This window comes from Streptomyces sp. NBC_01267, from assembly GCF_036241575.1.
GTDB lineage: Bacteria > Actinomycetota > Actinomycetes > Streptomycetales > Streptomycetaceae > Streptomyces.
This window is the reverse complement of record NZ_CP108455.1, coordinates 807,506-830,769: the sequence shown is the minus strand read 5'-3', so window position 1 is coordinate 830,769 and position 23,264 is coordinate 807,506. Positions and strand designations below refer to the sequence as shown.

Sequence of the window (23,264 nt, the reverse complement as noted above, 5' to 3'; positions counted from 1 at the left end):
GAACACCGCACGGATCACGAGCCCGCACAGGAGGTACCACCATGACCCAGATCAGCAAGCCCCGCCCGGCCGCCCCGGCACTCGTCCGGCCGGAAGTCCGTCACTCGATCAAGGCCGAGCCTCTGACCTGCACCATCGGGGCCGAGCTGTCCGGCGTGAACCTGGCCGACGCCGCGCACGACGACGATCTGTTCGCCGAGATCCGGGCACTGCTCCTGGAGCACAAGGTGCTGTTCCTGCGGGGGCAGGACATCACCCGTGCCGAACATGTCGCCTTCGCCACCCGGTTCGGCCCGCTGGAGGACCATCCGGTGGCCGGCAGCGATCCCGAGCACCCCGGGCTGGTCCGTATCTACAAGGACCTGGACAGTGCGCCCGATCACTACGAGAACGCGCTGCACACCGACGCGACCTGGCGGGAGAACCCGCCGATGGGTGCCGTACTGCGCTGTGTGGAGTCACCGCCGGTGGGTGGGGACACCGTCTGGATCAACATGGCCGAGGCGTACCGCAGGCTGCCCGACCACATCAAGACGCAGATCCGGGGTCTGCGGGCCCGGCACAGTATCGAGGCGTCGTTCGGCGCGGTGATGCCCGAGGAGCGGCGCCACGCCCTGAAGGCCCGGTACCCCGACGCCGAGCACCCGGTGGTGCGGACCCATCCGGAGACCGGCGAGGAGATCCTTTTCGTCAACAGTTTCACCACGCATCTCACCAACTACCACACGCCGCAGAACGTGCGCTTCGGCATCGACTACGCGCCGGGGGCGAGCAACCTGCTGACCTATCTGCTCAGCCAGGCATCGGTGCCCGAGTACCAGGTCCGCTGGCGCTGGCAGCCGAACAGCTTCGCCATCTGGGACAACCGCTCCACGCAGCACTACGCCGTCCAGGACTACTGGCCGGCCGTCCGCAAGATGGAGCGCTGCGGAATCGTCGGAGACCGGCCTCTCTGAAGAAGCGGACCAGGATCAGAAGAGGTGGTACCGATGAGTCTTCCCACCACTGCGGATCCGGCGCCCGGCACCGGCTCTCCCGCACCGGCTGTCTCCCGGCGCTACGCCTGGACCGTCTTCGCCCTGAGTTTCGGACTGCTGCTGTCCGACTACATGTCGCGCCAGGTACTCAATGCCGTCTTTCCGCTGTTGAAGGCGGACTGGGGTCTCACCGACGCGAAGCTGGGATCGCTCAGCGGCATCGTGGCGCTGGCGGTCGGCGTGCTGACCTTCCCGATGTCCCTCCTGGCGGACCGCTGGGGCCGGGTGCGCAGCCTGGTACTCGCCGCGGTGGCGTGGAGTGTGGCCACCCTCGCCTGCGCGGTGGCGGCCGGTTACGGGCAGATGTTCCTCGGCCGGCTGTTCGTCGGCATCGGCGAGGCCGCGTACGGCAGCGTCGGCATCGCGCTCGTCCTCAGCGTCTTCCCGGCCCGCCTCCGGGCCACCCTCTCCGGTGCGTTCATGGGGGGCGGCTCGTTCGGTTCGGTCCTGGGTGTGGCGCTCAGCGGCGTGATCGCCCAACACTTCGGCTGGCGCTGGGCGTTCGGCATCATGGGGTTCTTCGGACTCGCTCTGGCCACGACGTTCGCCGTAGTGGTCACCGAGAAGCGGCTCGACCCACGGCGCGATGCCACCGGCGACCGCCGCGAGGAACGTGCCAAGGCCCCGCTGCGGGACCTCCTGGCGCAGCTCTTCTCCTCGGTCTCGGTGGTCAGTGCCTATGTCGGCAGCGGCCTCCAACTGTTCCTCCCCGGGGCGCTGCTGGCCTGGCTGCCCAGTTTCTTCAACCGCTACTACCACATGCCCACCGCCGAAGCGGGCGTCGTTGCCGCCCTGTTCGCGCTCCTCATCGGGATCGGCATGATCCTCGGAGGCGTCGTCGCCGACCGGGCAGGCCGGACCCTCGCTATCCGTAAGTGGACCACGGCGATCATCTGCAGCCTCCTCTCCCTCGTCCTCCTGTCGGCCGCCTTCGGCGCACCGACCGGACCGGCACAGATGGTCCTGCTGGCGGCCGGGGCCCTGGTGTCGGGAGCGACGGCCGGACCGGCCGCCGCGATGGTGGCCAACCTGACCCCCGGCGCCATCTCCGGTACGGCCTTCGGCACCCTCACACTGGCGAACAGCCTGCTCGGGCTGGCCCCGGGATCCGCGGTGACCGGCATGGCCGCGGACCACGTCGGCCTGCTCGGCGCGCTGCGGCTGATGCCGCTGATCGCGATGGCCGCCGCGCTGGCTTTCGCCGTCGGACGCAGGCACTACGACCGCGACATCCTCCGACTGGCCGCACGTGCCACCCCTGCGGCCACCCGAACAAAGGCAGTGACCACATGAACACCCGCACCGGGGCCACGATCGTGGTCGTACCAGGACTGCGCGACCACGTCCCCGACCACTGGCAGACCATCCTGGCCGAACGGCTCACCGCAGCCGGGCGCACGGTGCGCACCGTCGCACCCCTGACGGAAAATCAACTCAGCTGCGCGGCAAGGGTCGCAGCACTGGAATCGGTGGTCGCGGCAGTTCCCGGACCGGTGGTGCTGGTCTCCCACAGCGCCGGGGTGATGACCACCGTGCACTGGGCGCGCAGCAGCAGCCGTCCGGTCGTGGGCGCCCTGCTGGCGACCCCTCCGGACTTCGACACACCGCTGCCGGAGGGATATCCGACCCCCGAAACGCTCCACGGCAACGGCTGGACGCCCACCCCGCGGACCGCCCTGCCGTTCCCCAGCGTCGTCGCGGCGAGCAGTGACGACCCGCTGGGCAAGGCGGTGCGCATCGCCCGGCTCGCCGAGTGCTGGGGCAGCCGTCTCGTGCAGCTCGGCGAGGTCGGGCACCTCAACCCCGGCTCGGGCTACGGACCGTGGCCGCGGGCCGAGGAACTCGTACGCGAGATCGAACAGGGCTGACGCCCCACGGAACACCCCACCTCAGCCACCTCTCAAGGGAGCGACGATGCATCACGACACCGAACTGCTGTGGTCCCCGGTCCGGGCCGAGGCCTCCAACGTCGCCGACTTCATGCGCTGGCTGGACAGCACCCGGGGACTGCGGTTCGCCGACTACGCGGCACTGTGGCGGTGGAGCACCACCGACGTCCCCGGGTTCTGGTCCGCGGTGTGGGACTACTACGGCCTGGACGCCCGTTCCCCTCATGACGAGGTACTCGCGGACGCGTCGATGCCCGGTGCCTCCTGGTTCCCGGGCACACGTCTGAACTTCGCCGAACGATGCTTCGCCCACGCCTCCGACGAGCGGCCGGCGCTCGTCAGCCTGCACGAGGGCGGTGCACCCGCGGAGACCTCCTGGGCGCAGTTGCGACGCGAGGTCGCCGCGTTGACGGCCTCGTTGCGCAGGCTGGGAGTGGGGCCCGGCGACACGGTCGCCGGATACCTGCCGAACACTCCGCACGCCGTGATCGGGGTCCTGGCGACCGCGGCGGTGGGCGCGCTGTGGACCGTGTGCTCGCCCGACTTCGGTACGCCCAGTGTGCTGGCGCGGCTGCGGCAGGCCCGCCCGACGGTCCTGCTGGCCGTGGACGGCTACCGCCACGGCGGCAAGGAGTACGACCGGCTCCCCGCGGTCGAGGAGATCACGGCCGGGCTGCCCACGCTGCGGCATCTGGTGGCCGTCGGCCACCTGCGGCCGTCCTCGGCCGAGTCCCGCTGGACGGTGCGCGACGACGTGGCACAGCACTCCTGGTCCACCCTGCTCGATCAGGACGTCCCACTGGTCTTCGCCGATGTTCCCTTCGGCCACCCGCTGTGGACCCTGTGGTCCTCGGGCACCACCGGGCTTCCCAAGGGCATCGTGCAGAGCCACGGGGGCATCGTCGTCGAACTGCTCAAGGCGCTCGGTCTGGGCGCCGACCTGCGCGCCGACGACCGCTACTTCTTCCACACCTCGACCAGTTGGATGGTCTGGAACTTCATGGTCGCGGGCCTGTTGCACGGCTCGACCATCGTCCTCTACGACGGCAGCCCCACCCACCCGGACGTCAACGGGGTCTGGCGGGTCGCCGAACAGACCCGTGCGAGCGTGGTCGGCGTGGGGGCGGCCTATCTGATCTCGGGCGAGAAGGCCGACGCCCACCCGGCGGCCGAGGCCGACCTGAGCGCGCTGCGCACCGTCCTCCAGACCGGTTCGTCGCTGCCTCCGAGCACCTGGCGCTGGGCCCAGGACCGTCTCGGCCCCGACGTCTGGCTGCAGTCGATCTGCGGGGGCACCGACATCTGCTCGGTACTCGCCGGCGGCAGCGCGCTGCTTCCGGTACGGGTCGGCCGCATCCAGTGCCCGGCCCTCGGCGTCGCCCTGGCCGCCTGGGACCCCTCGGGCCGGCCGGTCGTCGGTGAGCAGGGCGAGCTGGTGGTGACCGAACCGCTGCCGTCGATGCCCCTGCACTTCGTCGACGACCCGGACGGCTCGCGCTACCGGGGGAGTTACTTCGACATGTACCCGGGTGTCTGGCGGCACGGTGACTGGGTCACGGTCGACCGGGATCTGACCGTAGTGGTGGCGGGCCGTTCGGACTCGACGCTCAACCGCATGGGCGTCCGGATGGGCTCGGCCGACATCTACGCCGTCGTGGAGCAGCTGCCCGAGGTGGCCGACAGCCTGGTGATCGGGGCGGAGATGCCGGACGGCCGGTACTTCATGCCGTTGTTCGTGGTCCTCGGGGACGGTGCGACGCTCGACGACGGTCTCCGCGCACTGATCACCGGGGCGATCCGCGGTGAGCTCTCCCCCCGCCATGTGCCGGACGCCATCACCGAGGTGCCGGCGTTGCCGCGTACCCTGACGGGCAAGCGGCTGGAGGTTCCGGTCAAGCGGATCATCCAGGGCGCCGACGTCGATGAGGTGAGCAGCGCCGGTGCCATCACCCACCCCGAGATGCTGAGTTGGTTCGCCGCCTTCGCCGCCTCGTCCAGGTAGACACGGCCCGCTGTCGAACACGGCCGAACGGTGCTCCCCGGTGAACTCCGGCTCCCGGAACCGCTGTTGACCCAGCGGACCCGGGACCCGGTCACGTCTTATGCCCGGTCGGCGGTGACGGCCCATACCGGCAGGAGCAGCCGGTTCTGTTCGTCAGCGGGCAAGCCGCCCACGAATTCCCGCCCGCCCGGGACGTTCAGCACGTCCACGATCTGGTAAAGGATGTCCCGATCGAATCTCGTGGACACCGTATAGGTGGTCTGTTCCAGCTTGTTGATCGCCCAGCCCGCACCGGCGAAGGTGCTGCGCACATCCTCCGCGGAACAGCGGTTGGGCGCCGCGATTTCCTTGGGCAGCAGGTCCGAGAAGCAGATCACGTGCAACGTTGCGCCTGGCGTGCTGACGCGATGCAACGTGGCGAGATACCGCTTTCGCTCTTCCGGGTCCAAGCCGTGGTAGAGGGCGCTGTCGATCACGGTGTCGAAGCGGGCATCCGCGTCGAGCCCCTCAAGGGTGATGGCGTCGGAGACGACGAACTGCACGTCGAGACCGAGCGGTGCCGTCCGCTCAACAGCGAGCCTGATGGCATTGGGTGATGCGTCGACAGCAGTGACCCGGTGCCCTCGCCCTGCGAGGAACCGCGCGTTCTCGCCCAGGCCGCATCCGAGGTCGAGTACTTCGCCCCGGAACCCACCGGCCTGCTCGATCTCGACGAGAGCCGGCTGAGGACCTCCGATGTCCCAGGGGATGATGTCACCGCAGATCTCTCGCAGTGGCGAGTCAGGGCTGAAGAGCGCGTCACCGTCGTAATTGGAATCGAATTGAATGCCGGTCAGATGTGAGACTTTTTCAGGCATGTTTCTTCTCCCGGATCCCTTGTCACTTGGAGCTCTGGGTGGCGTCGACATGGGGAGGACCACGTGGATTGCCTCCAGGATCGGGAAGATCGCTGGACGTGGCCTCGCCTGGGGGAATCTGATGTTCTCCCATCGTGCCGTGTGTGACGTGGATACGGAACTCCTCGAAATGGTGAAGCCCGCTCTCCAGGGCGTTCTTCTGGTGTGGGTACAGAGGTTCATGCTGCAAAAAGAGACGTCAGCTGCCTGGTGGGGTTGCCGTGAATCAGTAGGTGCCGGGGAGCAGCCCCCCGGCATGGCGGCTGAGGCTCTCGCGGGCGTGGCGGCCGGTGATCTTGGCCAGCTCGTGCCAGAGCGGCACGGCGGTGAGATAGAGGCCGAGGGCCGAGATGATGCCGAGCGATACGTCGACGCTGACCCGGCCCTGCTTGGCCCAGTAGACGTCCTGGAGATCCAGCAGCAGCGCGAACTCGTCGGCGATCAGGGCCGCCCCCGCCCCGTAGGCGGACGCCACCACCGGATGGCCGACGTACTGGGCGTCTCCCCGGACCGCGACCAGACCGACACCCGACATCGCCGCGATACCCAGGTTGTAGTGGTGCAGATGCGTGCCGCCCATCGAGACGTTCCCCAGGGGCAGCCACCCTCCGCGGATGCCGTGGGTGATCACCCGCACCGTGCCGAACGTGGCCCCGAACGAGAGCCACGCCGCGAACAGCGAACGCTGGGTCGGGGTGGAGCGCTGCCTCAGCGTGACTCTCCAGCGCTCGGTCAGGCGTGGCCTCCGCTGCGCGCGGCCCCCGGGCCCGTACGCCTGTGCGTTGTTCCCGCCGCCCGACATGACGTCTCCGCTCCGCGCTACGCTTCCGCACGCTGTCTTCCACGCTACGTCCAGGGGCGAGGGGCCGCCGCCCGGGACGCCCGCGGCGCTGCGAGCTGTGCGGTGTCGCAGGGGGCACCGTGGGAGGCGGACGAGCTCTGCAGGCTGCCGACCGCCGCGCTATCCCGTCAGGACGATGCTGGTGACCTCGTGGACGCGGCCCCGGTTCACCGGGTCTCCCACCGCCACCCGCCAGGTTCCCGGACCGGGCAGGTCGAGTTCGGTGCCGTAGCGGCCGTCGCCGCGGTTGCGTAGATGCGTGCGTACGGCGACCGCGCCGGTCTCCTCATCGGTCGCGGTGGCCGCCAGCGTGAGCCTGTCGTCGTCCGCGATCACCGCGACGGGGCACACGCCGATGTCGGCGATGTCGGGGATCCGGACCGACAACTCCTGCCGGCCGTCGAGGAACTGCCGGGGATCGCGGGACGTGAGGACGGCCTCCACCTGGTTGAGCAGCGCCTTCTCGTTCTGCAGCGCGCCGTGCTTCTGGGCGAAGTGGCGCACGGTGGAGTCGTCGGTGAGCTGGGCGGGGAAGCAGGAGAACCGGGGGACGGTGCCGTCGCCTGTGTGGTCGGTCCCGTCGACGTCCTGCCGCAGTTCGAGTCCCGCCGCCGTGACCCGCGCGGACTGGTGGGTGGGTTGGCGGTAGCCGCCGAAGACGTGCAGGGCGTACCGGCCGCCCGGCGCGGCGTCCAGTTCGCGGTGGAGGAGCAGGGCGTCCTCGGTCGCGACGGAGTCCAGGCCCGGCACCGCGCGTCCGGCCAGGGACGAGCGTCCGCCCTGTTCGTCGACCAGACAGGGCCAGGTCGGCAGGAGCTGGTGCAGCGACGGCAGCGAGCGGGCCAGCCGGGTGAAGGGCGCGGTCAGCCTGCCGAGCCGGGGTGCGACCCCCCGGTGCAGCGAATCCAGCGCGTTCAGCGAGCCGCGGTACGGCGTTCCGATGGTGAGCAGGGAGCGCGTGTGGGCGTGGCCGCCGAGGACGTCGAGGTAGTAGCGGGCGATCAGGCCACCCATGGAGTGGGCGACGAAGACCGCCTTCGCCCCCGGGTTGGCGCTGCGGAGCCGCCAGTCGGCGAGCGCGGGCTCCACGCGCGCGGCGAGCCGCCGGGCGTTCAGCCGCACCGAGAGCCGCCAGTCGTACGGGAAGGGCAGCAGGTTCCCGGCCTCCGCCGACAGCCCGAGGCGCCGTTCGAGGAACCGCAGGAGGACGCCGTACCCGTCGATCGCGGACACCCCGGGAAACACGTGCAGCCCCTTGAGCAGGGCGACGGCCTCGACGCCGTCACCCGGGTCCTCGTCGCCCGTGCCCGGCGGCAGCACGAGACGGTCGAGCCCGCCCGGTCCACTGCGGGCATGGCGTCCCGCGACCGCCAGCGTGTGGTTCCAGAGTTCGTGCCCGTCCCTGGCCAGTACGCTCCCCATGATTCCGGGCAGGACGACGATCAGGTCCGCTGTTGTGTGCGTCGGCACCGGCTCCCCCTGTCAGGTCGATTCACCGTACGATGCGCCTGGTTGACGGTGATGCATGATGCCAGGACCGTTGTTGCGGACCTGCCGGAGACCGCAGCGGGGACGACCACGGGGGTACGACGGTGCGAGGGCTGGAATGACGGAGGACGCCCGCTTCGTCACGGTCGGCGTCGGCGACTACCAGGACGGGGGCTGGCCCGCGCTGCGCCACGTTCCGGGGAGCGTGCAGCGGGTCCGCGAACTGCTTCTGTCGCTCGGATACGACCACGACCTGCCGGAACTGGCCCGGAAACACGGCTGGCACGAGATCACCGCAAGGCTCAAGGCCTGGCGAAGCAGCGGCTCCCGGCTCGTCCTGTACTGGACCGGCCACGCCTGTGTCGACGCGGGCGAACACTTCCTGGTGACGGCGGACTCCCCGGTATCCGGACTCGACGGCTTCAACGCGGTCCCCACGACAGCGCTGGCACGCTTCCTCGTCCACCAGAGCTTCAGCGAGGTCCTGGTCCTCCTCGACTGCTGCGCCGGAGGGGTCGCCGCCTCCCGGATGGCCGCCGAGATCAGCAAGGTCATCGACCACACCAGCAGCGCCGGGCCCGACCGGCGGTTCGCGGTGATCGCCTCGTCGTGCGGTTACGAGAGCGCCGAGGACGGTGTGTTCGCGGAAGCCTTCGAGAACGTCGTACGGCGTGGCCCCGACGACCGGCGCTGGACCGAGCACGACGAGGAGATCCGTTCCGACGAACTGGCCCATGTGATCGGGCAGGTGCTCGCGGACCGGGATGGCCGGACCGCCTATCTCGCGCGCGGCGCGCCGGTCCCGGTACTGCGCAATCCCCTGCACCCCGCCGCGGCCATCCCCGACGAGGACGTGGAGACCAAACAGCTGCGCAGGCTCCGGGCCAATTCGGTGGACCAGCATCTGGTGCTCTCCGCGCGGGGCATCGAGGTCGGCGAGACCGGCTGGTACTTCTGCGGACGTGACCGCCTGATGCGACGGGTCATCGACTGGCTGACCACGGCGGAGCGCGGCCTGTTCGCCGTGACGGGCTCGCCGGGGACGGGCAAGTCCGCGCTGCTCGGCCGGATCGCGACGCTGTCGGTGCCGTGGCTGCGGACGGTCGCCGAGGAGGAAGGGGCACTCGACGACACCCCCAACTCGTCCCTGCCACCGCTCGGTTCGATCGATCTGGCGTTGTCCTGCCGCAACAAGACCCTCGACGACTGCCTGCGCGCCGTGGCCGACGTCCTGCACCTTCCCGTACCCACCGACGGCTGGCTCCGCGCCTCCCGGATCGTCCAGCAGGTGGGCGAACTGGGCCGCCCGGTGGCCGTCGTCCTCGACGGCCTCGACGAGGCCCAGCCCGCCGAAGCCGTTCCCATCGCGGCCGACCTGCTCCGGCCCCTCGCCGAACTGCCGGGCGTGCGGGTGCTGGTGGGCACCCGCCCCCACCGGGCGGGCGGCGAGGCGACGACGCCCACCGCACGGGGCGGTCCGTTGCTGCGGGCCCTCGCGCCCGACCAACTCGCCGTCCTCGACGACGAGCCCGACTCGGGCGCCGACCTCAGGACCTACGCCCTGCGCCGGTTGACGGGGGCCGAAGGATCACCGCTGCGAGACCGTGAGTCGCTCGCGTGGACGTGGGCGGACCGGATCGCCGCGGCCAGTGACGGGATCTTCCTCTACGCGAGGGTCGCCGCCCGTGCAGTGCTCGGGGAACTGCGAGCGGGCAGCAGCCCGGAAGGGCGCCTGCGGGAGCTGCTGTCGGGCGGTCTGTCCGCCGTCCTCGACCAGGAGTTCGGCCGCTCGGCCGACCCCGGACGGCTGCGCGGACTGCTCCGCCCGCTGGCCTGGGCCGAGGGCGCGGGGATCCCCCGCCGCGACGTATGGCCCGTCCTCGCGACCGCGCTGGCGGACGACGGGCGTGTCTACCGGGACGAGGACATCTCCTGGGTGCTGCGGTACGCGGGATTCCATCTCGTCGAGTCGGGGGAGTCGGGCCACACCGTCTACCGTCTCTACCATCAGGCCCTCATCGACCACTTCCGCGCCCAGTCGCCGCCCGACGCGCAGCAGCGCATCGCCCGCGCCCTGCGCGCCATGGTGCCCGGCGGCTCCACGGCCGCCTGGGAGGCAGCCCACCCGTATCTGCACCGGCACGCCGCAGGGCACGCCCTGGCCGCGGGCCTGCTGCCCGAGATGATGCTCGACCCCGGCTTCCTGACCTGTTCCGATCCGGCGCGGACCGAGGCGGCGGTACGGGCGCTACCGGGCCGGTTCACGCTGCCGCTCGCCCGGCTGTACCTACGGGCCGCGCCGGCGTTGCGGCAACTGTCGCCCACCGAGCGGATGCGGACCCTGCAGATGACGGCACTGGCCGAGGAACCGTCCGTACTGGACTGGCTGCACCGGCACTCGGACCTGCCCGCACGGCTCAGCGCCGCGTCCACGGTTCCCGACGATTTCAGCGTCGCGCTCCGCGGCCACTCCGGTCCGGTCACCGCGCTGCACACGGTCCTGGACGCCGACGGCAGGGAACTGCTCGCCTCGGCGGGCGGCGACGCCACGGTGCGGTTGTGGGACCCGGATCCGGGCGAGACCCGGATGGTCCTCACCGGCGCGGACGCCACGGTGACCGCGCTCACCCGGCTCGTCGACGCGAGGGGGCGGCAACTGCTGGCGGCCGGGGCGGGCCGGGACATCCATGTGTGGGACCTCGCCGACGGCTCGCCGGTCACGGTGCTCCGGGCCCACAGCGATGTCGTCCTGTCCCTGACGGCCGTCGACGGACCGACACCCCTGCTGGTCTCCGCGGGAAAGGACCGTGTACTGCGGGTGTGGAGCCCCGACGACTGGAGCCACACCGTCCTGCGCGGCCACCTGGCCCCGGTGGCGGCGCTGGCCGCGGGCCGGCTGCCCGACGGACGCCGCTTCCTGCTGTCGGCCGGGGCGGACTGTCTCCTGCGCCGGTGGGACCTGCCTCCGTCCGGCGGCCCGGCGACGCCCGCGGGAGTGATGTACGGCCACACCGGCCCGGTGCACGCGCTCGCCGTGGCGCGGATGTCAGGGACCGGCCGGTGCCTGGCCGTCTCGGGCGGCGACGACGGGACCGTACGGATCTGGGACCCCGAGCGGCTGAGTACGTACCGCGTCGTCCCCGGACGGATCAGGAGCGTCAGAGCACTCGCACCGTTCACTCCCGGCGACCGCACCCTGGTCGCGGTGGCCGGTCAGGGGTCACGCATCGCCGTCGTCGATCCGGCCGCCGGTACCGTGGTGCGTCTGCTCAACAGCCGCGTGTCCGCGCCGACGGATCCGGAAGGCACCCGAGCGGGTACGGGCAACCAGGTCGTCCTCTCCCTACGGGAGCCCGCGTCGCCGGGCCGCTCGGAGCCACAACCGGGCGCCGGGGCGTACGCGCTCACCCCGCTCACCTCGGGGAACGGCACCCCGCTGTTCGCATCGGCGGGCTGGGACGGCGCCGTACGTCTCTGGGACGCGAACAGCGGCGGCTCACCGGACCAGCCCGACTACGACCGGCACCGCGCCCGGCTGATCTCCGCTCTCCCGCATCCTCCGGAGGAACTGCCCTGGGCGCTCGCCGTCGTGGGTGTCGAGGGCGGTGCGTGGCTCACGGACGCCCAGGGCCGGAGGCACGCGCCGCTGTGGCCGGGGCACCGCACGGTGCGGCATCTGGCCACCCTGCTCCTCCCGGACGGCAGGTCGGTCGTGGCGCTGGTGGAGGAGGACTCCTCCGTCGTCCGGCTGCTCGACGCCGCGACGCAGGAGGAGGTCACGGTGCTCGCACCGGCGGACGAGGACCGGGGCACCACCGGACCGGTGACGTCGCTCACCGCGTTCACCGAACCGGGCCGGATCGCTGTCCTGTACGTGCGCTACGAGAAGTCGGCACCGCTGGCCTTCGCGTGGCATCGGCCCACCGGTCATGTGCGGATCGAGGGTGCCTTCGCGCCCGGACAGTACCTGGCGGAGGTGCCGTTCGGGAACGGGCAGGGCCAGTGGCTGGTGGCGGCGGTCGACTTCCAGGGGAATGTCGAGGTGCACGGGGCAGCCGAGGACGGCACCGAAGTCTGGCCGGTGGGCGCCACCTGGGCACCCGTGGTCACGCGCATGCGACCGGTGGCCCTGCGCATGCCGTCGGGGGAGTGGGCTCTCGCCGTCGCCACTCACGGGCCGTCCCCCGAACCGGGGGCCCCACCGGTCTTCCCGTACGTTCCCCAGCACGTCCTGGAACTCTGGGACCTGAGCGAAACACCCGCTGAAATGAAACGCCTGACGCTGCGCCACACGGGAGACGCCGTCCTGCGCTGGGCGCGTCTGGAGCGCCACGACCAGGACCTGCTCGTGGCGGTCTGCGCCGACAACCACCTGCGGGTCTGGAACCCGGACAGGCCCGATCGCGACCCGGTGACCGTCCCGCTGCCCGGCCCGGCCACCGGGCTCACCACCGTCGGGCCCGACACGGTGTACGTCCTGATCGACGAACACTGGCTCGCCTTCCGGCTGCTGGGGCTCGGTCCGCTGCTCACCCGGTGACGGGCCAGACGGAACCCCATCTACGGAACCCCGGAGCGCCGTTGCCGCTCTTACTCGTCGTCCACCAGGGGATCAGGAGCGGTCGGTGAGGGGAAGACGAGTCGGTGCGTGAAGCGAGCGCGGTACGGAGCGCCACCGATTACGGCTCGGACACCGGTCGGGTGGCGCGGCTCCCGATCCGCCGGCACCACGCCCTGCTGATCGGCTGGACCGTCCTCTGGTTCTTCCTCGTGGAGCCGTCCGGCGGTGTCTCGTGGCACTACCTGCGCCAGGGCGAGCAGTTGCTCTTCGACGCGGGACCGGGCGGCGGCCTCTCGCTCTACGCGCACCACCCGGAGCTGCAGATCGGACCCGTCAGCCTGCTGGCGGCCGGACTCTTCGCGCCCTTCCCCGACCACGTGGGGGAGTTGCTGGCCGAGGCGACGATGTCCGGCCTCGGCCTGGTGATGCTCGTCCTGGTCGGCAGGACCGCGGCCTGGGACCACCGTGGTACCGGAACCAACCACCGCCGGTTGCAGCAACGCATCCTCGTGGCCGGTCTGGCCTTCATCCCCATGTGGATCGAGGTCTCCGTCCGGTTCGGACATCTCGACGACGTCCTCGCGCTCCTCTTCACCACCCTCGCGGTCCACGCACTGGCCAGGAACAAACCCGCTGCCGTCGGCATCTTCCTTGCCCTGGCGGTCGACTCCAAGCCCTGGGCGATCGGCTTCCTCCCGCTGCTCCTGGCACTGCCGCGCCCCGTCTGGAAACGCGCCCTGCTCTGGCTGGCCGGGCTCGTCGCGATCGCCTGGCTGCCCTTCTACCTGGGCGATCTGGGGTCCCTCGCGGCAGCGAAGTTCACCATTCCCAACCAGTCGGCCTCCTCGCTGCGCTGGCTGGGCGTGTCCGACCCGGCCACGCCCTGGTGGGACCGCCCGGCGCAGCTCGCGATCGGTCTGGGGCTGGGCACGCTCGCCGTGTGGCGCGGACGTTGGCCGGCGGTGGTACTGCTCGGCGCCAACGCCCGCATCCTGCTCGACCCCAGCGTGTACACGTACTACTCCGCCTCGATCCTGCTCGGCACCGTGCTCTGGGACGCGGTCGGCCAGCGGCGCCTGGTGCCCTGGTGGAGCTGGATAGCCCTGGCCCTTCTGTACGGCGGCACGCTGCTCATCCCCTCCGACTCCGCGCGGGGTCTGGTGCGGCTGGCCTTCGTCGTGCTGTCGACGGCGTACGTCCTGCTCTGGCCCACCAGACGTTCCCGGCGGCGTGGTGCGCACCGGGGGACCGGTCCCTGAGCGGCGGAGCAGGACACTTCGCGGTGCAGGCGCGGTACCAGTTGGTATACCCGAAGCGGTTCGGGTCTTCAGATGCGCTCTCAACTCATGGATGTACACGGATATATCGGTCACGTGCGATGACTGTGATCATGCTTGGTATGCCAAATGTTAGTGTCGTCTCGCACTCCGCACCCCTGCCGCGCCGGTCATGCCCTCGCTGCCGGTCGCGCCCTCCGAGGAGACGCCATGACGAACGATTCGCCCGGGACCGGCGCATCCCATGTGGAGCACGCCGAGCGCACGATCCGCGCGCGCATCCTCTCGGGCGAGTACGCGCCCGGTGAACGCCTGCGCGAGCGTGAGTTGTCGGAGGGGTTGGGGTACTCCCGCATCCCGGTCCGTGAGGCCTTGACCCGCCTCACCTCGGAGGGGCTGGTCGAGCTCTCGCCGCGGCGCGGTGCGTCCGTGCGGCGGCTGTCCCTCCGCGACGTGGCCGAACTGTTCGACCTGCGCCTCAGCCTGGAGGTCTTCGCGGCCCGCAAGGCCGCGGAACAGTGCGCCGCCGGACAGCGGGGCGGACGGCTGCGTGAGCTCATGGCCATCGCCGAGGCCGCCACCGGGCGGGGCGACCTGCGCGAGATCCCCGAGGCCAACACCGCACTGCACGCGGAGATCGTCGCGATGACCGGGAACCGTCTGCTGCAGACGGCCCTTCAGCCGTCGCTCGGCCTGGTGCAGTGGCTGTTCACCCTCACCGGAGGGCGGGATCCGCGCGTCCAGTGCGCCGAGCACCAGGAGATCTGCGCCGCCATCCACGCGGGCAAGCCCGACCTGGCCTCCGCCCTCTCCTACGTACACATCGAGAGAGGGCGCGAACCTTCCCTGGAGACCCTCGCAGAGGTGCTCCCGGCCGACTGACCGCCGTCGGGATGCGACTGCGTCCCCTCGCGCAGGATACGAACGATGCGAAATCTGGAGAAAAACCCATGTTGATCACGAACGTACGTCCCTGGGGCGGAGAGCCCTGCGACATCGAGATCCGGGACGGCGTGATAGCCGCGCTCACCGCCCACGCCCCGGACCGGCAGTCGCCCGCCGACAGCGTGGCGGGCCGGGGCCGGCTCGCCCTGCCGTCCTTCTCCGACGTTCACTGCCACCTCGACTCGACCCGTATCGGCCTGCCGTTCCGCCCCCACACGGGCGGCCCCGGTGTCTGGGGCATGACGATGAACGACCGTGCCCACTGGCGGGAGGACGAGTGGGGCGTGGCCGAGCGGGCCACCCACACCCTGGGACGCATGATCGAGCGCGGCACGACGCGGGTCCGCAGCTACGCGCAGATCGACGCGGACTGCGGGCTGGAGCGCTTCGAGGGCGTCCTCGCGGCCAAGGAGGCGCACGCCGACCGGTGCGAGGTCGAGATCATGGCCTTCCCGCAGGCCGGGCTGCTCAAGGAGAAGGGCGTGCCGGAGCTGATGGACCAGGCCCTGTCGTCGGGAGCAGCCGTCGTCGGCGGCATCGACCCGTGCACCCTGGACCGGGACCCGGTACGCCACCTGGACATCCTCTTCGACCTCGCCGAGCGCCACCAGGCACCCATCGACGTCCACCTCCACGAGCCCGGCCCGCTGGGCGTGTTCAGCGTCGACCTCATCCTGGAACGGGTCCGCGCGCTGGACATGGCCGGCCAGGTGACGCTGTCCCACGCCTACGAGCTGGGGAGCGTCGACGAGGCGACCACGCGGCGGCTCATCGAGGAGTTCGCCGAGCTGGACATCGCGATGGCCACGGTCGCTCCTGCCCAGCACCACGCGCTGCCGCTGGCCGACCTGACGGCTGCGGGGGTCCGGGTCGGCCTGGGCGAGGACGGCCAGCGAGACTTCTGGTCGCCCTACGGCAACGCGGACATGCTGGACCGCACCTGGCAGCTCGCCTTCACCAACCGCTACCGGGCCGACGAACTGATCGAGCACTGCATGGCCGTCGCCAGCCGCGGTGGCGCCTCGATCCTCGACGGGAACCTGCCACGGCTGGCATCCGTCGCCGACCGCCCCGGTCTCGCCGTGGGCGACCGTGCGGACCTGCTGCTCCTCGACGGCGAGACGGTGACGTCGGCGGTCATGGACCGCAGCGCCGACCGTACGGTCCTGCACGCGGGCCGGGTCGTCGCCGATGCTCTGCAGCTCGTCGGCTGACGCAGCGGCCCGCTCCTGCGGCCGTCACGCCCGGCTCCGCACTCCGGAGCAGCGTGGCGGCAGCCGGAACGGGGCGGGACCAGGGAACGCGAGCGGGATGCGGGACCAGGGAACGCGGGCGGGATCAGGAACGCCCGTGGGATCAGGAACGCGGGCCGGACTGAGTGCCTCGTTCCGCGTTCTTCTCCTTGACGCGTACGGCTTCCTTGCGGACCTCGGCCTGAGTGGCGCGCTCACGCTCCAGCCACTCGGGGCGGTCCGACTTCAGCGTCTCGATCTGCTCGGTGGTGAGGGCGTCCGTGACTCCGCCCCGGGCGAGACCCGAGATGGAGACGCCCAGCTTCGCCGCGACCACCGGCCGGGGGTGCGGGCCGCTGCGGCGCAGCTCCACCAGCCACTCGGGCGGGTCGGTCTGCAGCGCGTTCAGTTCGCTGCGCGAAACGACACCCTCCTGGAACTCGGCGGGGGTGGCTTCGAGGTACACACCCAGCTTCTTCGCCGCGGTAGCGGGCTTCATCGTCTGGGTGGTCTGGTGCGACGTCATGGTGTCAAGAGTAACGAGCGCGTGCGACGCCTCCGACCACGCCTGCGACCGCGCCTGCGACCACGCCCGCGACCGCGCCTCCGATCACGACCGGTAACCTGGCCGGGTGACAGGCTCGGAAGTACCCCCTTCGTTCCGGCTCGCCTATGTCCCAGGCGTGACACCCACCAAGTGGGTGCGGATCTGGAACGAGCGGCTGCCCGACGTCCCGCTGACCCTCGTCGCGGTGTCCGCCGCCGAAGCATCCGACGTGTTGCGGGCCGGCGGCGCCGACGCCGGGTTCGTACGGCTGCCCATCGACCGGACGGACCTCAGCGCGATCCCTCTGTACACGGAGACGACCGTGGTCGTGATCCCGAAGGATCACGTCATGGCGGCCGTCGCCGAGGTGACCGCCGAGGAGCTGGCCGACGACATCGTGCTGCACCCCCTCGACGACACCCTCGAATGGGAGAACCGGCCGGGGCGGCCCGCGTTCGAGCGCCCGGCCACCACGGAGGACGCCGTCGAACTGGTGGCAGCGGGAGTGGGGTTGCTCGTCGTCCCGCAGTCGCTCGCCCGTCTGTACCACCGCAAGGACCTCACGTACCGGCCCGTCCCGGACGCTCCGGAGTCGCGCGTCGCGCTGTCGTGGCCGGAGGACGAGACCACCGACCGGGTGGAGGACTTCATCGGCATCGTCCGTGGGAGGACCGTCAACAGCACCCGCGGGCGTGCCACGGCCCCCGCCCCGGCCCAGCCGAAGCGCAAGCGGCCCGACAAGGGCGGCGCGCAGCGCAAGCCCGCAGCGGGAAAGTCCAACGGCAAGGGTGCGCGGAGCGGCTCCGGTGGCGCCCAGGGCGGCAAGCGGGGCAAGCCGCGCCGCCGGCCGTGACCAGGCGGCCCGGACGGCCTGCCGTCCGGGTGCCGATGGTGTGACGTCCCGGGGGCCGGACCGTACGGACCGGCTGCCCGAACGGGCAGCTGCGGCTGCCCCGGGCGGGTGAGGGACGTGCTGGACGGGGCAGCGTCCCTGCGGTGAAGGTGGAGGATCGAGGCCACGTGTGGCGGCGCCTTCGACCGGCGCGGTCAGGGGAGATGACGATGAGCGTGCACGATCACCCGCACGAGCAGGACCACGATCCGGTACACGACCACGACCACGGGCAGGCGCACGACCGGGGCCAGGAGCACGGCCGCCACGAGTACGACGAGGCGTCCGCCCCGGCCGGAGGTGTCGATGCCCAGGAGAGCCCGGCGGACACCTCGCGGCTCTACCGGGCGGCCGTCTCCCATCGCGCCGATGTGGTCGGAACAGCCGGAATGGGCGTCCTGCAGCGGTCCGTCGGCAACAGTGCCGTCGGGGCGATGGTCCAGCGCAGCAGGGACCGGGAGGCCGGAGGTCCGGAGACGGAGGCCGAGCAGGCCGGGGCGGACCGGCGTTCCCCCGTGCACGATGTCATCTCCTCCGGAGGGGCGCCGCTGGACACCGATACCCGGGCCGATCTGGAGGGACGGATGGGCGCCGACTTCTCCGACGTACGGGTGCACACCGACTCCGCGGCCCACGAATCGGCGAAGGGCGTCGGCGCACACGCGTACACGGTCGGCAACAACGTGGTCTTCCAGCGGGATGCCTACGATCCGTCCTCGCCGCAGGGCCGTACGACGCTGGCGCACGAGCTGACCCATGTGGTCCAGCAGCGCAACGGGCCGGTGGAAGGCACGGAGGCACCCGGCGGGATCCGGGTGAGCGACCCTTCCGACCGGTACGAGCGGGAGGCCGTGGCGAACGCGGACCGGGTGCTGTCGGAGCCCGCCCCGGCCGCCGGCCCGGCTCCTGCCGCCGCAGCCCCGGCTGCCGCCTCCGTCCCCGCGGTGCAGCGCGCGGAATCCGAGGACGAGGACGAGCAACCAGCCGATGTGCAGGGCTCGTTCGTCCAGCGAGCGGAGGCTGAAGGCGCGGGAGAAGAGAAGGAGAAGGAAGAAGAGGAGTCCCCGTCGGCGTGAGCCCCCATCGGCGTGAGCGCCCGGCGCGGCCGGTCAGCTCTTGGGCTGCATCGTTCCACCGAGGAGCAGGGACTCGGCGCACCGTGAGGGCGTCGGTGCGTTCACCGGCTTGCCCACCTTGCGGCAGTCCACGGTCATGGTGACCTTGCCGCCCGGGGTCACCAGGATCGGGGTGACGAAGTGGTAGTCGGAGTCCCGGAAGTTCTCCAGTGCGAGGCGCAGCACCGGTGAGTCCTGGCCGGACGACACCGTGATCGTTCCGGCGTCGCCCTGCGGGTTCTGGACCACGATGTCGGTCAGCCGGAAGGTGTGCGTGTCCGGCACCTGCAACGCCGTCGCGGTGGTCGAGCCGCCTCCCACCGCGTCCCTGACCTGCACGTGTGCGCTGGTCGGGGCGGCGGCCGACGCGGCATCGGCCGCCGATGACGGGCTCGGCCCGGGGCCGCCTGTCCCGTTCGATCCCGCGCTCGCCCCCTGCTTTCCGCCGCTACTGGACGCCGTGTCGCCACCCGTACTGTCACCCGCGCTGTCGCCGCCGGAAGCGGCGCCCGGCTTCTTGCTCTCCTCGGCAGCCGCAGACGCGACGGCCTCGGGCGTGATGGCCTCCCGGGCCGCCGACTTCACGGCCGGTCTCAGCAACCCGTACCAGATACCGCCCGCCGCGAGGATCAGCACGACCGCGACGGCGATAGCCCGCGGCAGCCAGCGCGGGAGGATCGCCTCCTGCTGGTAGGAGCCGTCGACGACCACCGGTTCTAGCGGCTCCTGACCCTCCGGGACGGCGGCCGTGGCCGTCGTCTGGAACGGGTGGGTGAGGGGTGTCCCGCGCCACATCCGCTTCGTCGGCTTGACCCGCAACTTGCCGAACTCGGCCTTGCCTGGACCGATCCGCAGCTCCGGCTCGGTGAACGTGATGCGCGCGCGCTCCGTACCGGACCGGGCACCGAGCCGCACGGTGACGGGAACATTGCCCCGGTTGTCCACGGCGAACTGGTGCGTGCCGCGTCGGGAGCCGTGCGAAGCGCGCGGCACCAGCTCGCCCGTCAGATCGGTGAAGGGCAGGACGGTCACCCGTCCCTCGGGCACCACCGCTTCGCCCGGTTCGCTCGTCGGCACCACCCGGATGCCGAACGCGCTCTCGCCCGCAAGGACGGACGAGTCACGCGGCGGGCGGAACCTCACCTCCACGGTCCCCGAATTGCCCGGGTACAAGGACAGGCTCTGCGGTTCCACGGCTGCCCATGCAGCACACGAGCCGACCATCTCGAAGCGGTATTCCTCCACGGTGGAACCGGAGTTGAGCACCTGCAGGGGAACGACCGCCTCCTCGCCGGGAGTGGCGGTGACGATCGACGCGTCGAGGCTTGCCGTGAGACTCATAGCCGCAACGTAGGAGCGGAGGCGACCCACGACATCGGCCGCGAAGGAATACTTTCAGGCAGATTCGCTGCCCGTTACGACATTCTAGTTTCCTTGTCAGTACACCCGGGCATCGTTTGACCGCCTCATGACCCATGAGACACACATATGCAGCCGTGAAGTCAGCGCAATGTGTGGCGCGTTCCGGCTGTTGCCCAGGGGGAGCCTTGCTATGGAGCGCACCAACGTCGCCTTACGTGCACAGGATCCGATCTCTCAAGCCGGTGTGGCCAGTCAGCTGCGTGCACGACCCGAGGTCAGCCTGACCGAGTGGACCGAGGGCGAGCCCTCGCCCCAGGTCGCCGTCGTGGTCGTGGACGCGATCGACGAGGAGGTGCTGCGGATGCTGCGTCACATCCAGCGCACCAGCACCGCCCGAACTGTCCTGGTCACGACCGACATCGACGAACAGAAACTGGTCAGTGCCGCAGAGTGCGGTGTAGCCGGAGTGGTCCGCCGCGCCGAGGCGACCCCGGATCATCTGGTACAGGTCATCGCGACCGTGGCGCGCGGCGAGGGACATCTCCCCTCCGACCTGCTCGGGCGGCTGCTGGAGGAGGTGGGCCGGCTCCAGGGGCAGGTACTGGGGCCGCGCGGACTGCACTTCACCGGGCTCGCGGCCCGTGAGATCGACGTGCTGCGGCTGGTCGCCGAGGGCTACGACACCGCGGACATCGCCACGAAGTTGGCTTATTCCGAGCGCACGATAAAGAACGTCCTGCACTCGGTCATGACCCGTCTGCAACTGCGCAACCGGTCGCACGCCGTGGCCTACGTCATGCGGCAGGGGCTCATCTGACGTACCCGGTACCGCTGTTGGGGAGTGCCGGGAGTGCGGGGGCATGTGCCCGTGCGCCCCCGGCACTGCCCCAAAGGGCAGTTGAGGCTTCCCGTCCCTGTGGTTCGCGGCGCGCTGTGCGATCGCGGCCGGTGCGGGACCGTGCGGACAGGCGAACCGACGGGCCGGTGTGCTGCCGGTACGCCGGTCGGCTCGCCGGACCGTTCGGCGGGGTACGGGGGAGGCTTCGGTGCGAGGGATCCAGCGGTTACGGCACGTCCCACGGTTCGGCCCGGTGCGGCGGGCGGAACCCCCACCGGTCACGGGCTGGAACAGGATCCGGCGTACCGTCGGCGCCCTCCGCTTCCCGGCGCTCGCCCTGCTGCTCCTGACCATCGGGCTCGGCCCGGGTGCCGGTTCACCGGCCCTGGCCGTGGACGTACCACCGGAGCCCTGGGTCACCCCGGCGACGGTCCACGAGGCGGTCGATCCGGGCGGGTCCATCGCTGTCGACAAGCAGGTACGGACGCCGACGATCCCGCCCAAGCCGGACGTGGTCCTGCTCGTCGACGGCACGGCGAGCATGGGGGACGCGATCAAGAGTGTCCGGGACGACCTGCCTGCGATCACCGACAAGATCCTGGCCGGTCAGCCGGACTCGCGCTTCGCCGTGGCCACGTTCGGGGACCAGGTCGGCGACGTCAACGCGGGTTTCAGGGTGCTGACAGGACTGACCGACGACCTCTCGAAGGTGCGGGACGGTGTCAACGGGCTGAAGACCGATCTGGGCGGTAAGAGCAAAGGCCCGTCCGAGGACTGGATCAACGGGCTCTGGCAGATAGCGAACGGAGCAGGGGGCCAGACCGTCTTCCGCGACGGCGCCAGCCCGGTCGTCGTGCTGGTGAGTGACGCGTCCAGCCATTCTCCCAGCAACGGTCACACCATCGACGACACGATCTACGCACTACAGGACAAGGGCGTCCGGGTGATCGGCGTCGATGTCGTCAACCAAAGCACCATCGGGGACGGCCTGGACGGTAACGGCGACGCCGGTGACCCCAACTACGTCGAGGATCCGCCCACCGTCCCGGGGCAGGCCACCCGCATCATCAAAGCCACCAACGGCCGAATGCTGGAGGGCATCGACAGCGACAAGGTCGCCGAAGCCATCGCCGACGGCTTCAGTGACTTGCCGACGACCGTCGGACACCGCCTCGACAACTGCGACCCGCATCTGAACGTGGCTCTTGACCCGCCCACCGCCTCCGTCACCAGCGGGGACACCGCACACTTCGCCGAGACCATCGACGTCGCGGCGGACGCCCCCCAGGGCACCACGCTGACCTGTACCGTCCAGTTCCTGCTCGGTACGCAGGCACCCGGAACGCAGAGCGTCGGCCCGGCAGCGGTCGGCGACCCGGACTTCCAGCAGAAGATCAGCATCGATGTGAACGACGTCAGTGCGCCCGTGGTGACCGTGGACAACCGCACGGTCAGAGCCACCGGCGACAACGGCGCCCGTATCAACTACACCGCGACCGCCCAGGACGCCGAGGACGGCGCGCTCCCCGTCAGTTGCACGCCCGCGTCGGGTTCGCTGTTCCCGGTCGGCGTGACCACGGTCACCTGCACGGCCACGGACGCGGCCGGTAACACCGGTACGGCCACCGCCCGGTTCGAGGTGGAGAAGCGGCCCGTACCGCCGTCCGCGGACGTGGCGGTGAAGGTTGCTGTCTCACCGGACCGTACATACACGACCCGCCCTGCGACAGCGCGCTACACCGTGACCAACGCGGGCCCCGACACGGCCACCGGCGTGGTCATCGGCTCCACCTGGCCGAACACCTCTGCCGCCAAGGACCGTTCACTGATCGCGCAGACCCGGTGCACGGCGAGCAGACCGTGCACCGTCCCGGCCGGTGGCCGCATCGAGGTGACGCAGACGGCGACCTACCGTGCGGCGATCACCGGCGTCGTCCGGGCCGAGGTGAGCGGCACCCTGCCCGACAAGCGCTCGGTCGACAACAGGGCCCAGGACGGGCTGCGCGTCCTGAAGCCCTCGCTCACCGTCACCCCGCAGGTCGCCAAGCCCGGCCAGGTGGTGGTGGCCCGGGGGAAGGACTACCCGCCGGGCGAGAGCGTACGACTCACCTGGGACGTCGGGATCACGGCGGCCACCAGCGGTGTGGCGGCCGGCCGGGACGGCACCTTCGAGGCGCAGGTCCTGGTCCTGCGCAAGGACCGGCTGGGCCCGAGGGAGCTCCGCGCGGACGCGTCGCGTCTCGAACGGCTGAAGAAGCCGGTCCTGGTGGTCCAACGCAACACCGAACCACCGGACTTCGCGGGCCGCGAGTAAGTACTCGCCCCCACGTACATCTGCACAT

General features: G+C 70.9%; 17 protein-coding genes. 12 read left to right on the top strand and 5 right to left on the bottom strand.

The genetic code is table 11. The features are described 5' to 3' along the window. The first annotated feature begins 41 nt into the window (after positions 1-41). From OG709_RS03910 to OG709_RS03895, 4 genes are read left to right on the top strand one after another with little or no spacing between them, the layout of a single operon-like run. Complete coding sequence (locus tag OG709_RS03910; protein ID WP_250300651.1) at positions 42-956, top strand: TauD/TfdA dioxygenase family protein; 915 nt, start codon at positions 42-44, stop codon at positions 954-956. 33 nt (positions 957-989) lie between these two features. Further along, positions 990-2,330, top strand: a complete 1,341-nt coding sequence (locus OG709_RS03905) for an MFS transporter (RefSeq protein ID WP_250300650.1) — start codon at positions 990-992, stop codon at positions 2,328-2,330. After that, on the top strand, positions 2,327-2,905 hold the full coding sequence (locus OG709_RS03900; protein WP_250300648.1) for an RBBP9/YdeN family alpha/beta hydrolase: 579 nt from the start codon (positions 2,327-2,329) through the stop codon (positions 2,903-2,905). The genes OG709_RS03905 and OG709_RS03900 overlap by 4 nt, the downstream gene beginning before the upstream one ends. 46 nt (positions 2,906-2,951) lie before the next feature. Continuing rightward, on the top strand, positions 2,952-4,928 hold the full coding sequence (locus OG709_RS03895) for an acetoacetate--CoA ligase (RefSeq protein ID WP_329164825.1): 1,977 nt from the start codon (positions 2,952-2,954) through the stop codon (positions 4,926-4,928). A 98-nt stretch (positions 4,929-5,026) separates the two neighbouring features. Here OG709_RS03895 and OG709_RS03890 read toward each other — a convergent pair whose 3' ends face one another. From OG709_RS03890 to OG709_RS03880, 3 genes are all read right to left on the bottom strand, one after another. Then, positions 5,027-5,785, bottom strand: a complete 759-nt coding sequence (locus OG709_RS03890) for a class I SAM-dependent methyltransferase (protein ID WP_250300645.1) — start codon at positions 5,783-5,785, stop codon at positions 5,027-5,029. 265 nt (positions 5,786-6,050) lie between these two features. After that, positions 6,051-6,626, bottom strand: a complete 576-nt coding sequence (locus OG709_RS03885) for a hypothetical protein (RefSeq protein ID WP_250300644.1) — start codon at positions 6,624-6,626, stop codon at positions 6,051-6,053. Positions 6,627-6,785: 159 nt separating this feature from the next. Further along, entirely contained in the window at positions 6,786-8,135 is a 1,350-nt protein-coding gene (locus tag OG709_RS03880) for a lipase/acyltransferase domain-containing protein (protein WP_329164822.1), read from the bottom strand. Positions 8,136-8,271: 136 nt separating this feature from the next. Here OG709_RS03880 and OG709_RS03875 point away from each other — a divergent pair, with 136 nt between their 5' ends. From OG709_RS03875 to OG709_RS03860, 4 genes are all read left to right on the top strand, one after another. Further along, positions 8,272-12,693 carry a WD40 repeat domain-containing protein gene (locus tag OG709_RS03875; RefSeq protein ID WP_329164821.1) on the top strand — a complete coding sequence of 1,474 codons (4,422 nt, stop codon included), beginning with the start codon at positions 8,272-8,274 and terminating at the stop codon, positions 12,691-12,693. Between the two features lie 161 nt (positions 12,694-12,854). Then, positions 12,855-13,973, top strand: a complete 1,119-nt coding sequence (locus OG709_RS03870; protein ID WP_329169045.1) for a hypothetical protein — start codon at positions 12,855-12,857, stop codon at positions 13,971-13,973. 228 nt (positions 13,974-14,201) lie between these two features. Then, complete coding sequence (locus OG709_RS03865) at positions 14,202-14,873, top strand: GntR family transcriptional regulator (protein ID WP_250300638.1); 672 nt, start codon at positions 14,202-14,204, stop codon at positions 14,871-14,873. Positions 14,874-14,941: 68 nt separating this feature from the next. Then, positions 14,942-16,150 (top strand): amidohydrolase, encoded by a 1,209-nt coding sequence (locus OG709_RS03860; protein ID WP_329164819.1) that lies wholly within the window; start codon positions 14,942-14,944, stop codon positions 16,148-16,150. 142 nt (positions 16,151-16,292) lie between these two features. On the opposite strand, the gene OG709_RS03855 is transcribed toward OG709_RS03860, so the two are convergent. Then, a complete protein-coding gene (locus OG709_RS03855; RefSeq protein ID WP_326695306.1) occupies positions 16,293-16,694 on the bottom strand; it encodes a DUF5997 family protein in 402 nt (133 codons plus the stop codon). Between the two features lie 106 nt (positions 16,695-16,800). Between OG709_RS03855 and OG709_RS03850 the strand changes: the two genes are divergently transcribed. Both OG709_RS03850 and OG709_RS03845 read left to right on the top strand, forming a co-directional pair. After that, on the top strand, positions 16,801-17,568 hold the full coding sequence (locus OG709_RS03850) for a LysR family substrate-binding domain-containing protein (RefSeq protein ID WP_266644237.1): 768 nt from the start codon (positions 16,801-16,803) through the stop codon (positions 17,566-17,568). Between the two features lie 203 nt (positions 17,569-17,771). Then, on the top strand, positions 17,772-18,683 hold the full coding sequence (locus OG709_RS03845) for an eCIS core domain-containing protein (protein ID WP_329164817.1): 912 nt from the start codon (positions 17,772-17,774) through the stop codon (positions 18,681-18,683). Between the two features lie 33 nt (positions 18,684-18,716). Here OG709_RS03845 and OG709_RS03840 read toward each other — a convergent pair whose 3' ends face one another. Beyond that, positions 18,717-20,063: a COG1470 family protein gene (locus OG709_RS03840; protein WP_266644240.1), complete on the bottom strand. Its 1,347-nt coding sequence runs from the start codon at positions 20,061-20,063 to the stop codon at positions 18,717-18,719. A 211-nt stretch (positions 20,064-20,274) separates the two neighbouring features. Here OG709_RS03840 and OG709_RS03835 point away from each other — a divergent pair, with 211 nt between their 5' ends. Continuing rightward, entirely contained in the window at positions 20,275-20,901 is a 627-nt protein-coding gene (locus tag OG709_RS03835; protein WP_250300628.1) for a response regulator transcription factor, read from the top strand. A 229-nt stretch (positions 20,902-21,130) separates the two neighbouring features. Then, entirely contained in the window at positions 21,131-23,236 is a 2,106-nt protein-coding gene (locus OG709_RS03830) for an HYR domain-containing protein (protein ID WP_329164815.1), read from the top strand. Positions 23,237-23,264 lie beyond the last annotated feature (28 nt).

Coding starts and splice junctions, on each gene's coding strand:
- OG709_RS03910 (WP_250300651.1), top strand. CDS start 42: ATGACCCAGATCAGCAAGCCCCGCCCGGCCGCCCCGGCACTCGTCCGG.
- OG709_RS03905 (WP_250300650.1), top strand. CDS start 990: ATGAGTCTTCCCACCACTGCGGATCCGGCGCCCGGCACCGGCTCTCCC.
- OG709_RS03900 (WP_250300648.1), top strand. CDS start 2,327: ATGAACACCCGCACCGGGGCCACGATCGTGGTCGTACCAGGACTGCGC.
- OG709_RS03895 (WP_329164825.1), top strand. CDS start 2,952: ATGCATCACGACACCGAACTGCTGTGGTCCCCGGTCCGGGCCGAGGCC.
- OG709_RS03890 (WP_250300645.1), bottom strand. CDS start 5,785: ATGCCTGAAAAAGTCTCACATCTGACCGGCATTCAATTCGATTCCAAT.
- OG709_RS03885 (WP_250300644.1), bottom strand. CDS start 6,626: ATGTCGGGCGGCGGGAACAACGCACAGGCGTACGGGCCCGGGGGCCGC.
- OG709_RS03875 (WP_329164821.1), top strand. CDS start 8,272: ATGACGGAGGACGCCCGCTTCGTCACGGTCGGCGTCGGCGACTACCAG.
- OG709_RS03865 (WP_250300638.1), top strand. CDS start 14,202: ATGACGAACGATTCGCCCGGGACCGGCGCATCCCATGTGGAGCACGCC.
- OG709_RS03860 (WP_329164819.1), top strand. CDS start 14,942: ATGTTGATCACGAACGTACGTCCCTGGGGCGGAGAGCCCTGCGACATC.
- OG709_RS03855 (WP_326695306.1), bottom strand. CDS start 16,694: ATGACGTCGCACCAGACCACCCAGACGATGAAGCCCGCTACCGCGGCG.
- OG709_RS03845 (WP_329164817.1), top strand. CDS start 17,772: ATGACGATGAGCGTGCACGATCACCCGCACGAGCAGGACCACGATCCG.
- OG709_RS03840 (WP_266644240.1), bottom strand. CDS start 20,063: ATGAGTCTCACGGCAAGCCTCGACGCGTCGATCGTCACCGCCACTCCC.
- OG709_RS03835 (WP_250300628.1), top strand. CDS start 20,275: ATGGAGCGCACCAACGTCGCCTTACGTGCACAGGATCCGATCTCTCAA.